A 12,511-nucleotide genomic window follows, 5' to 3' on the forward strand; every position below is an offset into this window, starting at 1 on the left:
CAAAAAGCTGCAACGATTTGATCGTTGAACCGAATTATTGAAGAAATTTTGTCGAGCGGCGGCGTAAAAGGCCGTTTCGGTAAATTGCTTGGTAGTTGCGGCTCGGCGCTAAAACGCCGGCGAAAATAAGGCCGGCGATTCAGTTCCGAGAAACAATGATGCTGAAATTTTCTTGGGATTGCTTGCAAATCGCCGGGTTTCCCGACTATTTCAAGCCGTATACCTTCAACTGACTGCAAACCGGTAATTGATTGTCCGGCGCGGTGCAGTCGGAAGTACCGACCCGATAAATCATCACATACACCCGGCCATTTGCCACGACTGGTGGAATCATCCGCGACATCTTGCCTAAGCCGCCGTTATTGTCGTCGCCGGTGCGAAATAAGCGTTTCAACTTATTACCCGGCTCTATCGTGGTCGCGTCGTAGGCAATCAGCTGACCTTCGGCGAATTCCTTGTTGGCATCGCCGAATTTGGAAAATACCGCCCAGACGATAGCCGAATCAAAATCGATGGCGGGTGCAAAATTAGTGCTTGCGGACGGCTTGCCGGAGACCATCAACAGACCGCCGGGCATGCCGCCGGGCGATTCGACGCCCACCGAGGCCAGATCCTCAGCTTCGGCACGGAAGCTTGGTAAATTACCGTCCACGGTGGAAAAATTATAGGTTTTCAAACGCGAGTTTTCACCCCAGACATAGACGATGCCGCCGCTCTGATCGCGTTGCGCCAAGGCCAGAGAATGGATGTGGTGCATTTTATTGTTTTCCGGGTCGCCGCATGGCACGAACCAGCCGTGATCGCTATGCCCGGATGCTGGGCACGGTAGGCTACGATTCAGATGCTGGGCCCGATCCCAATTTTCCTGAACGCCGCCCGCGAAGTAGGTTGCCACCAACGGCGGTTTGGACATCAATTGATTGAAGCGGTCGTTCCTGCCCAAATTAAGTTTGTCCAAGGAATAAATGATGCCGTCCTTGGTACCTTGCAACAGCAGCCGGGAGCCCGGCACCAGCATCGGCCCGGCCGCGCCGAAATCCCAGTCGGCGCCCGCAGCATGCGCCTGGGCCCGGCCGCAGGAAACTTCGGAATTATTGTCGCTCCAGAGGCACTTATCGCCGGCAACGCGCTCATCCAGAAACGCCTTGTAAAAATCCACCTTTTCCAGTTCGGGCCGGGCCCCGACAACGCTGGGTTTGAAGCGGAGTTTGATCATGCTTTCAGCCAGATCGACATCGCCGTTATTTGAAGTGCCGTTGGAGGTGGCGACATAAATCATGTCGTCTTCGGTGACCGGCGCACCGCCGGCATGCCAGATGCCGGCACCCCAGGAATTGAATGAGGTGGCGCAAAATATCGCGGCTTGTTTGGAAAAACCGGCTTGGCCGAGCAAGGCTCTAGTGTCGTAAGCCACCACGAAACCATGCGGATTTTTCCTGCCGCCCATCAGAGATTCGCCGTTGGCGGCAAATGCCATGACCAAGCCGTTGTTCTCTGTCAATGCCAGTCCGGCGCGCAGCTTGGGATAGACATATTGCCTGGTTTGATTGTTTTGCTTATATGTCGCGCCGGCGTCGTTAAACCAGCAGCCGTTGCCTTCCTGCGACTTACCGAAGATACGCACTGGTTTACTTTTTTGACTGCCGTTTAGCGGATTTAAGGCATACACCCAGTAATCGCGGAACCGGTTGTCGTTGTTTTTCTTTTGCCAGGACGCGACAAACAACGTGTTGCTGGCCGGATCGATAATCGGCGTGGCGGAAATACCCCAGGTTGGCGTGTGCTTCCACATGTCCATGTCTTGCGAGCTGATCTCGGGGCCGAGTTTAACTTTATAGACTGTGTCGTTGGTGCGGGCGTTGATACCGATCACTTCGTTCTTCATCGTGGTGATGATCACTAAATCATCGGCGCCAGCGCCATTTTCGATTACCAAGGGCTGGGTTTCGACTTTGGCGTTGAAATCGTAAGTACGCAGCAGACCGAACTGCTCCGAATTCACGTTAGTCTTATTAAGCGTGAGCTCTTGATTGTTGGCTGCGGTACGAAAATTATTGCCGGCGCGTTGTGTCACGCTAACCGCGAGCGCGGTATTAATCCAAAAAACCGTACAGATAAAACCCAATTGCAGCAATTTCATGGCTCGCTCTCCCCAGTTGAATGTCAACTGAGCCTAGAGCCAGAGCAAGGATGTTGTCAAGCCCTTTATAAATAAGGTATTTAACGGTTTTGGCTTGATGATTTACTGTTCCTCAAGCAATTAACTCACCGCCCGCTTGGTGGATGAATGACTAACGTAGGGTTTTGCTAAGTGACTAACCGGCGCTCTCAGCCAAAACCTGCCCAATAGCTGTTAAGCGCCTAGGCAAGTTTTTGTAGTAATCTAGTTTCAACGCGTAAATCCCGATTACGGCGAGGTGAGAATGTCATGGATATAAAGCTGCCTTTAGATGCCAAACTGGTCATGGCCTTGAGCAAATCGAGCGCTTCGATTACAGAGCTAAAACTGAATCAAGTGCTGGACGCCAAAATCATCACCAATCAATTCATGCTGAATACCTTGACGGTCAGCGTTGCCGATAAAACCATGACTTTGCAGAGCCAACAGGCATTGGCTTTGCAACCCGGCCAGACCTTGCAGTTGCAAGTGGTGAAACTTTTGCCGACACCGGAGTTAAAAATTATCGCTCCGCCACTATCGCAAGCGCCGAATACGTCAAGCTTAGCAGCGCCCGAAGCACAACTACTTAAATTACTGCCCTCTCCGACCCCGACCGCGACATCAACTGCACCGCCACCCGGCAATCCGTTGGCGACATTAAACCCCGGTGACCATGTACAGGCGCAGGTTTTAAATATCGGCAAACATACCCTAACGGTGCAACTGACGCCGGTGCCGGGTGATGCCAAGCAATCCCAAAGCAGCGCGTTGCCAGGCGGCGAAAACCAAGTGGTGCTGGATAGCAAGCAATTGCAATGGAGCGATCCGCTGGCTAAATCCGCGTTAACTGTCGGTAGCCGCATCGATTTACAAATGCTCAAGAGCGGCGAGCCTCCGGTGCTTAGCGCGTCTTTACCTGCGCTTTCTATTGACGAACACATCGCGACGGTGTTTAAACAGTTGTTGCCCGTTCAAGTACCGTCACAACAATTGCTGGAGCAACTGGCGCCTTTGATACAGCCTGCCGAAAACGATAAAACCGTAGGCGAATTACTCAAGCAACTGGCCCGCGAAATATTGCAGCATATTCCGGACAAAACCAAGCTGTTCGAACCGGCCACGCTAAAGCAAGCCATCGCCCAGTCCGGTCTGTTTATGGAACGCAATTTGGTCGACGCGGAGGCAAACCAGCAAGTGCCAATGTTGCAGGACGATTTTAAATTAAAATTGAGCAAGCTGATTGCACAGCTAGGCTTGGAACTGGCTATGCCTAAGGACGAAAGTGCGGCGCAGCAGACTGCAAGCGAAATACTGAAAGAAACCTTGCAAAAAGCCCAGGGCAATCTGGCCAAATTAACCTTGGATCAACTAAGCTCGCTGCCCAGGGATGATTCGCCCAAACATGTCTGGATACTGGAATTACCGTTCTTTAATAAAGCCTCACCGGAAACGCTGCAACTGATGGTGGAACAAGATAAACAAGCCAACAGTGAGAACGGCCAAAAGAACTGGGTAGTGAGCATTACCATTACCCCTCCCGAACTTGCTACAATACATTGCAAGGTCTCCTGTTACGACGGCAGTATTAATACCCGGTTCTGGAGTGAGTCCACCAGCACCGTGGATAAAATTAATGCGCGTCTGGATTATTTAAGACAACAGTTCGAACAAAAAGGATTAAAACCCGGATTTATGGATGTTCAACAAGGAAAACCCACGCAAACCAATCCGCAAACGCTCCCGCCGCAAAGCCTGTTGAGCGAAAAAGTCTGATACCGGGCCGGAATATTGCAATTGGATAAACAAATCTACCGCGAACGGGCAAACACCCTTACCGCAACTATTTATTCGCCCAACCAGGCATTAAGCTGCCGCGGTTGCCGGAACAATTTCTTACACTAGCCGATGCTATGGAGAATTAAAGCATGTCCCACCAAGTTACCTTGACCCAGTTCATCATCGAGCAGCAGCGCGGGCTGCCGGACGCTTCCGGTACGTTCACCCTGCTGCTGAATAACATCGTGACTGCGTGCAAACAGATCTCTCACCGGGTCAATTGCGGTGCCTTAATTGGGGTGTTGGGCAGTGCCGAGTCGGAAAACGTGCAGGGCGAAGTACAAAAAAAGTTGGATATTATTACCAATGACATCATGGTCAAAGCTTTGGACTGGAGTGGTTCTCTGGGCGGCATGGCATCGGAGGAAATCAACGATCCGATCAAAATCCCAAAACAATATCCAAAGGGCAAATATCTGGTGTTGTTCGATCCGCTGGATGGCTCGTCGAATATCGATATTAATCTGACTGTGGGTACGATTTTTTCGATTCTGCGCTGCCGGGAAGGCGTCGAACCGGAAACCGAGGATTTTTTGCGCAAAGGCACCGAGCAAGTCTGCGCCGGTTTTGTGTTGTATGGCCCATCCACCATGTTGGTGCTAACCACAGGCAACGGGGTGAATGCTTTTACGCTGGATCAGGATATCGGCGAGTTCATTCTGACCCATTGCAATATGAAAATTCCCGAGGAAAGCAGCGAGTTTGCCATCAACATGTCAAACCAACGTTTCTGGGAGCAGCCGGTGAAGCGTTATATTGACGAATGTGTCGCCGGCGTCGACGGGCCGCGCGGCAAAGATTTCAATATGCGTTGGGTGGCTTCGCTGGTGGCTGAAGTCTATCGCATCCTCACGCGCGGCGGCGTATTCCTGTATCCGCACGACTTACGCGATCCGTCCAAGCCCGGCAAACTACGGCTGATGTACGAGGCCAACCCGATGGCATTCATTATCGAACAAGCTGGCGGACTATGTTCGACCGGCCGTGAACGGATTTTGGACTTGAAACCCAGCAGTATTCATCAACGGGTTCCATTGATTTTGGGTTCCAAATCCGAAGTAGAACGCATAGTTGCTTATCACCAACAGGATTAACCAACAAACCGTCGTAAACTCGCCGTTTCCTGGTGAAGCGGCAAACTATCAAGCCCAAAACTATGCTTTCATCAAAACCCCAAGCCACTGAGCCGCTTAAAAATCAAGTCAGTTGCGTTAATTGCAGTCTGGATAATATTTGTTTACCGCGCGGCCTGTCGCAAGCCGAAATTAATAACATCAGCCAAGTCGTCAAGGCCCGCAAAACTTTGCAGCGCGGCGATTTTATCTACCGCGAAGGCGACAATTTCCGAGGCATTCTGGCGATAAAGTCCGGTAGCGCCAAGCTGGTGGCTAACGATAGCTACGGCAACGAGCATATTCTGAATATTCTGTTGCCCGGCGAATTACTGGGCTTCGACGGACTATCCGCCGAAAAGCACGGCTGCGCGGCTATTGCTTTGGAAACCATGAGTTTTTGCATCCTGCCCGCCGACAATATGGAAGATTTGTTCAAGAACATGCCCAGCCTGACGCGCGAATTGTTTCGGCATACCGGCGAGAAAATGCTGGAGGATAAAAATCAGCTGGTGCTAAGCAAGAGGCCAGCGGAGGAGCGCTTGGCTTACTTTTTGATCAGCTTATCCGAAAGGTTGAAGCGGCGCGGATTTTCGTCGTCGGAATTCAAGCTGTCGCTCACCCGCCAGGAAATCGGCAATCATCTGGGTCTGGCTTTGGAAACGGTGAGCCGGCTGCTGAAAAAATTTCAGGATGATAATTTGATTGTGGTGCAGAACCGCTTTATCGCGATCAAAGATCTTAACGCCTTGCGCAATATGTTAGTGCCGTTGGAGTAATGGACTAATTTTTAATACCGATACCTTTATGCAACAGCAACAAGCTTAGTGCGGTTAAAAACACGATAAAGCCGCCCGTCATCGCGAAAGCCAGTTCAATCTCTACATCACTGACCCCGATCATGCCGTAACGAAAAGCGTTGATCATGTATAAAATCGGATTGGCTTGGGCGATTTTTTGCCAGATTCCCGGCAACATCGCTACCGAATAGAACACGCCGCCCAGATAACTCAACGGCGTCAAGACAAAGTTCGGAATGATGGAAATATCATCAAAGCTATCGGCAAACACCGCGTTGATGAAACCGGCCAGTGCGAACAAGGTCGCCGTCAGCACAAACACTGTAACCGCGATGTCCCAATGCAGGATCGTAGTGTGGGTAAACATCATTGAAATCCCCGCCACCACTATGCCGACCAACACTCCGCGGGCGATGCCGCCGCAGACGTAACCGGCCAAAATCACATAATTCGGCACCGGCGCCACCAAAAGCTCTTCGATATGACGCTGGAATTTGGTGGAATAAAACGAGGACACCACATTGGAGTAAGAATGGCTGATCACCGACATCAGAATAATGCCGGGCACGATGTAGTCCATATAGCTGACGCCATGTACCAAGCCTATGCGGTCACCGATCAACTTGCCGAAGATAAGGAAATACAGCGCCGTGGTAATGGCCGGTGGCAATAGCGTTTGCGGCCAAATCCGGGTGAAACGGCGGATTTCTTTGAATAAAATCGTAAAAAAAGCGACCGAGTAGTTCATTGCACCAAATCCAAAAATAATTGTTCCAGACGATTAGACTTGTTGCGCAGGCTTAGAACCTCGATATGTTGCTCAGATAGGGCCTGAAATAAACGGTTTAGACCGTGGCTTTTCGGCACCGCCACATCCAATACGGTATCGGCGCTCAACACAATTTCACAGCCATCGATTGCCGGTGCTTGAGTTAATGGGCGAGATATATCCAATACAAAATGATCGGTATGCAAGCGACTCAACAAACTGCTCATCGCCGATTTCTCGATGATTTGTCCGTTATTGATGATGGCGATATTCCGGCATAGGCTTTCGGCTTCTTCCAGATAATGGGTAGTCAAAATGATGGTGGTGCCTTGTTTGTTGACGTCCTGCATCATCTCCCACATCGAGCGGCGGATTTCGATGTCCACGCCGGCGGTGGGTTCGTCCAATATTAACAAGCGTGGAGAATGCACCATTGCTCTGGCTATCATCAACCGCCGCTTCATGCCGCCGGACAAGCGCCGGGACACTACGTCGCGCTTATCCCACAGTTCCATTTGCCGCAAGCATTGTTCGGTGCGCTGCAAGGCTTGCTTCCGCGGAATGCCGTAATAGCCGGCCTGGTTCATCACCACGCTCATGCTGGTTTCGAATTGATTGAAGTTCACTTCCTGCGGTACCACGCCAATGCAGGTTTTGGCGGCGACATTGTCTTTATCCAAGTCGTGACCGAAGATGCTGACCGATCCGCTGGTTTTGTTGACCAGCGAACTGATGATGCCGATCAAGGTCGATTTGCCGGCGCCATTGGGACCCAACAACGCGAAAAAGTCGCCGCGCTGGACATCGAGATCCACGCCTTTCAAGGCTACAAAGCCATTGTTGTAGGTCTTTTTTAGGTTTTGGATGGATAAAGCCGTCATGCTCTAATGTTATAATCTCGGGCAAAGGAATTGACGCGATCTTTAAAAATGCGTCAATAAAGCTTTCCGATTCTATCAGAATTCGCCAACCCTCAGCAGCCTGAACAGGAATAGACTCTTGCCACATCAAATACCGACCAGTGTTGCTGCCGTCGATCTGGGTTCCAACAGTTTTCACATGATCATATGCAGCTTGCATAACGGCAAATTGCAAACCATCGACCGCTTGAAAGAAATGGTGCGTCTGGCTGCGGGACTGGATCAACATAAAAATCTCGACCAGATCACGCAAGAGCGCGCCCTAGCCTGCCTGGAACGCTTCGGTCAGCGCATCCGGGATTTCGCACCCAACAGCGTCGCAATAGTTGGCACCAACACGCTACGCATCGCCAGAAACTCGCAACAATTCATCAACAAGGCCGAAAAAGCCCTGGGGCATCCGATTCATATCATTTCGGGTATCGAAGAAGCGCGGTTAATCTACCAAGGCGTAGCCCACAGTCTGGGCAGCAATGCCAACAACCGCTTTGTGATGGACATCGGCGGCAGTAGCACAGAGTATATTATTGGCCGTGATGATATCGCCCACACCAAAGAAAGCCTGAACATGGGCTGCGTCACCGTCAGCCAGAACTTTTTCAAAAACGGCGAACTGACCAAAAAGGCCTTTCGCAAGGCAATGCTGTTTGCCGAGCAACATCTCGAACCCTTTCAAAATGCGTTCAATTCCCAAAACTGGGAGGAAGCCATCGGCGCTTCCGGCAGCCTGAAAGCCATCAGCAACGTGCTGCAAACCATGGGGTGGAGTAATAACGGCATCACCAATGAAGGGTTGGAACAGTTGGTAGCACATCTCTTGAAACTTAATCGAATCGACGAAATCAGCTTTCCGGCCTTGAGTATCGAGCGGCGGCCAGTGTTTATCGGCGCGGTCGCTATTGTTTATGCGACGTTCAAGACCTTGAATATTCAGCAAATGACGGTTTCGGATGGTGCATTGCGCGAAGGATTGGTACAGGATCTGCTGGGCAGAATTTACAACGATGACGTTCGTTCGCAGACCAGTCAAACCATTGCCGCGCGTTACCACACCGACACTTCACACAGTCAACAGCTCAAAGAAACCCTACGTTACATCGTTCAGCAATTAGACAATCACCCTTGCTTTAACGACAATCCCGCCAGTTTACAGTTTTTAGAATGGGCTGCGGAACTCCATGAAATCGGCTTTGAGATCGCCCACAGTCAGTATCACAAGCACAGCGCCTATATTATCGAAAATGGCGATTTGGCGGGTTTTTCCAAACAAGATCAGCTGTTGCTGTCCAAGCTGGTGCGCAGTCACCGCAAAAAGCTTAATTTAAGCCGTTTTGAGGATTTACCATTTCCTTGGCGGCAACATGCGCCGATCATGGCAGTCGTATTTCGGCTGGCCGCTTTGCTGCACCGCAACCGTAATAGCAAACGTCCGGACTTTAGCATCACCATTAATCGCCACGATATAAAAATTGATTTTCCGGAAAATTGGCTGGAACAAGCGCCTCTGACACATGCCGATCTCAAACAAGAAATGTACTACCTCAAGGAGGCCCGTTTTAATCTGATCTTCGATCAATGCTGAAATTCCTGCTGTATATCCTACTTTCACTGGGAATATTGTTCGTAGGCTTACTGTTTTTCGCAATCGACGATACGCCGTTGATAAAAATCCATCAGGGTTTGAACCGCGAAGACATACAGCGAGCGAAGCAGTTATTGCATGTGGCACCGGAGGAAAGAGGCCAAATTAAAACAGTTAGTTTGGACCAGAAGGACTTGAATATTGCGGTAAGTTATCTGCTAAACCATTTTGCGGAAAATACGACGCAAATTCAGATTGTCGATGACAGATTAATGATTCAGATAGCGATATTTGTTCCCAAAAGCCCCTGGGGTAGATATCTGGACTTTAGTTTTAACTTACGAGAACAAGATGATGCCATTGTTATCAAGTCGTTGAAAATTGGAGAAATTTCCATTCCCGATCCAGCTGCTAACCTCCTAATTCCCGCTATCGTGCATAACACGCCGCTAGAGCAGCATTGGCAATTATTGAGTCAATACGTCAAGAAAGTCCGCATTAGTCCGCAAGCTTTGGAAATTAGTTATCTAGGGTCCATAGTTGACGCGGCGAAGCAATTGGCTATCCAAAAACATCGGGATTACCCAAACCTGCATCGCTATCAACAGCAAATTAACGAAATCGTCAGCCAACATGATCCAAGCTGGCGCTTATCTATCACAGATTTGTTGCAACCTTTATTTTTGACGGCGTATCAACAAACACCGACGGAGGACGCCGTTCAGGAAAATCGCGCGATCATCATTGCTGTCGGCAGCTACATCTATAAACAGGACTTACGCCGCTATTTGCCGCTTGGTTTGGTCTACAGCAAGGAATATCCTGTATTTGCTTATAAGCGAGTGGATATACCTCAACATTTTATTGCTTCGGCACTATTGGCAATTCTTGATTCCTCATTACTCGGCGAGCAAATTGGCATCGATAAAGAATTGGGAGATGCGCAAAAAGGCAGCGGCTTCAGTTTCATTGATCTGACAGCCGATCGAGCCGGGACTAGATTCGGTCAAATAGCAGTAGCATCAACCGAGAAAGCGAGGAAATTACAAAGAATAATGTCTAGCACTAAAGATTATTCTTCTATTATCCCGGAATTGCAGGACTTACCTGAACATATGGACGAGGCAACGTTTGTTAGCAAATTTCATTCTGTAGGAAGTTCTGCATACAACGAACTGATCCAACTAATCGACGACAGAATTAAAGGCTTGCCGTTGTATCAATTATGAGGTTCCTCAGAAAAGACACCCAAACCAGATCTGACAAAAAGTCACACTACTCTGGTTTGCCGCCGGTTAAATTTTACTATTAGCTAAAAATCGATTCGAACGAATAGCCGCTACTTTCAAGAATCTCTTTCAGACGCTTCAAGCCGTCCATCTGTATTTGTCTGACTCTTTCGCGAGTTACGCCCAATTCTAAGGCTACCTGTTCCAAAGTTGCGTTTTCGAAGCCGCAAAGACCATATCTACGACAAATGACTTCGCGCTGTTTTTCGGCAAGCTGATAGACCCAGTAGGTGACGTTATGTTGAATAAAGTCGTCTTGCAAAATTTCAGCAGGATTACGGCTTTCTTCTTCGGAAATTGTCTCAAGTAGAGGTTTGTCAAAATCCTTACCGAAAGACACATCAACGGATGTGACGCGTTCGTTGAGTTTCAGCATTTTACTGACGGTTTTAGCGGGTTTATCAAGATGCCGCGCTATCTCGTCGACAGTGGGCTCGTGATCAAGCTGTTGCGCTAAATTCCGCTGCGCTTTCAAATAAATGTTCATTTCCTTAACAATATGAATAGGCAGGCGAATAGTTCGGGTCTGATTCATGATTGCGCGTTCGATGGTCTGTCTGATCCACCACGTTGCATAGGTGGAAAATCTGAAGCCTCGATCCGGGTCGAATTTTTCAACTGCTCGGATCAACCCCAAATTACCTTCTTCGATTAAATCGAGTAAAGGGAGCCCGCGGTTTAAATAGCGCCTGGAAATTTTGACAACGAGACGTAAATTGCTTTCGATCATAATTTTTCGGGCTTTTGGATCGCCCTGCTGAGTACGTCTGCCGTAGATTTTTTCTTCATCGGCAGTTAGCAGCTGGGATTTACTAAGTTCATTCAGATACGCTCGGGTGGCATCGAAAGTACTCTCATTTTGCGATTCGTTACTTTCTATCTCGGCTAGCTTAAACGTTTCGTTCGGATCGATTTCGACAACTTCTTCATCGACATCATCAAAAGAAATGAAATCTGGAATATCCATATCTTTAATTACATCTATCGTTTCTTCCATCATGATTAATCTCCCAGGTATTTTGGCTTGCTGAATCGTTTATTTTTATTGGTACGTGTCTCGCCAGATAACTATTAATCCCTTAAAACTATTTAAATGCAGATAAGATTGAAACCCAACAACGGAACCGATATTGCTCACTGTCAAAACCACTTAAGTCAATAGGCCAATCTTAACGACATCACGCCTCTTCTTGTATTTCCGATCTGATCTAATCGAAGGCACTAACCTTAACGGCGAGTGCCAGTATAACTTTAAAAGATTTGTCTTATAAATTGAATTTACTGATATTTTTGTGGTCCACATCTCTTTTTTGATTTTTATTCACAGCAGCCTCTTAGGCCTTTTTGGTAACTAAAATCAGCAAGATCAAACTAAAATTCGAACCACTTCTAAATTATGAAAATAAGAAAGTGATGCGTATCACATATATTCAAAAGAACTGCAAAAACAGACAATTCTGAAAGGAATTTTCTGGATGTGTTTTTTCAACGGCCCAGCAATGTTTTTTTTGCTTGATTAATTTGGGCCGCCAAATAATCCGACCCTCCTCGATCAGGATGAAAGCGCGAAATGAGTTTACGGTGGGCCTGAATAATTTCTTCTTCCGTTGCGCCAGGCATAAGCCCCAAAACTTCAAAAGCCTCCGTTGTTGTCATGCCGGCTTGTCGAGATGAACCAGGACCCGGCTTACCATATTGCGGATTGCCGGCTTTGAATCGCAACCAAATACCATGAAGTTGTGGCGCGTATCTTAATATCAGAGGCATCGAGCGTACTAGAAACGCAAATATTACGCCGAATATCGCCAGCAGACCGCTAAGTTTTCCACTCAGCATCAGTACAAGCAAAATCAGCGCAACCGCAACCCAGACTAGTTGTTTAAGTCGCTTGCTGCGCAATTCGGCTGGTACCTTCATAAATCCCGATAGCATCAAAATTGCCAATACCAATGCCAACAATATCACTATTCGTATCACCCAGACTCCAAACGCTTCAACCTACGAACGTCATAATAACTTAGAATACGGTCAGTTCGACAAAT

At 48.5% G+C, this 12,511-nt stretch carries 10 protein-coding genes; 5 read left to right on the forward strand and 5 right to left on the reverse strand.

The annotated features are described in order from the left end of the window. Window positions 1–205: 205 nt before the first annotated feature. Entirely contained in the window at window positions 206–2,140 is a 1,935-nt protein-coding gene (locus tag METH11B_RS0103580; protein WP_026600828.1) for a hypothetical protein, read from the reverse strand. 288 nt (window positions 2,141–2,428) lie between these two features. On the opposite strand from METH11B_RS0103580, the gene fliK reads away from it, so the two are divergent. The 3 genes from fliK to METH11B_RS0103595 all read left to right on the forward strand — a co-directional run bounded on the left by fliK (window position 2,429) and on the right by METH11B_RS0103595 (window position 5,888). Next, window positions 2,429–3,934, forward strand: coding sequence for a flagellar hook-length control protein FliK (gene fliK / locus METH11B_RS0103585; protein ID WP_026600829.1), 1,506 nt, complete (start codon window positions 2,429–2,431; stop codon window positions 3,932–3,934). A gap of 152 nt (window positions 3,935–4,086) precedes the next feature. After that, a complete protein-coding gene (locus METH11B_RS0103590; RefSeq protein WP_026600830.1) occupies window positions 4,087–5,091 on the forward strand; it encodes a class 1 fructose-bisphosphatase in 1,005 nt (334 codons plus the stop codon). Between the two features lie 62 nt (window positions 5,092–5,153). Beyond that, window positions 5,154–5,888: a helix-turn-helix domain-containing protein gene (locus METH11B_RS0103595; RefSeq protein ID WP_036275577.1), complete on the forward strand. Its 735-nt coding sequence runs from the start codon at window positions 5,154–5,156 to the stop codon at window positions 5,886–5,888. A 4-nt stretch (window positions 5,889–5,892) separates the two neighbouring features. Here the strand turns inward: METH11B_RS0103595 and METH11B_RS0103600 are convergent, their stop codons facing one another. Then, window positions 5,893–6,657 carry an ABC transporter permease gene (locus tag METH11B_RS0103600; protein WP_026600832.1) on the reverse strand — a complete coding sequence of 255 codons (765 nt, stop codon included), beginning with the start codon at window positions 6,655–6,657 and terminating at the stop codon, window positions 5,893–5,895. Continuing rightward, entirely contained in the window at window positions 6,654–7,559 is a 906-nt protein-coding gene (locus METH11B_RS0103605; RefSeq protein ID WP_026600833.1) for an ABC transporter ATP-binding protein, read from the reverse strand. Before METH11B_RS0103605 ends, METH11B_RS0103600 begins: the two co-directional genes overlap by 4 nt. 118 nt (window positions 7,560–7,677) lie before the next feature. Here METH11B_RS0103605 and ppx point away from each other — a divergent pair, with 118 nt between their 5' ends. Together ppx and METH11B_RS0103615 are read left to right on the forward strand one after the other, a co-directional pair. Continuing rightward, window positions 7,678–9,180 carry an exopolyphosphatase gene (gene ppx, locus METH11B_RS0103610; protein WP_026600834.1) on the forward strand — a complete coding sequence of 501 codons (1,503 nt, stop codon included), beginning with the start codon at window positions 7,678–7,680 and terminating at the stop codon, window positions 9,178–9,180. Then, window positions 9,174–10,409, forward strand: coding sequence for a hypothetical protein (locus METH11B_RS0103615; protein ID WP_026600835.1), 1,236 nt, complete (start codon window positions 9,174–9,176; stop codon window positions 10,407–10,409). Before ppx ends, METH11B_RS0103615 begins: the two co-directional genes overlap by 7 nt. A gap of 79 nt (window positions 10,410–10,488) precedes the next feature. On the opposite strand, the gene rpoS is transcribed toward METH11B_RS0103615, so the two are convergent. Both rpoS and METH11B_RS0103625 read right to left on the reverse strand, forming a co-directional pair. Beyond that, window positions 10,489–11,469, reverse strand: coding sequence for an RNA polymerase sigma factor RpoS (gene rpoS / locus METH11B_RS0103620; RefSeq protein ID WP_020481275.1), 981 nt, complete (start codon window positions 11,467–11,469; stop codon window positions 10,489–10,491). A 485-nt stretch (window positions 11,470–11,954) separates the two neighbouring features. Next, on the reverse strand, window positions 11,955–12,434 hold the full coding sequence (locus METH11B_RS0103625) for a DnaJ domain-containing protein (protein ID WP_026600836.1): 480 nt from the start codon (window positions 12,432–12,434) through the stop codon (window positions 11,955–11,957). Between the last annotated feature and the right edge of the window lie 77 nt (window positions 12,435–12,511).

The sequence above is a fragment of the Methylomonas sp. 11b genome (assembly GCF_000515215.1).
Taxonomy (GTDB): Bacteria; Pseudomonadota; Gammaproteobacteria; order Methylococcales; family Methylomonadaceae; genus Methylomonas.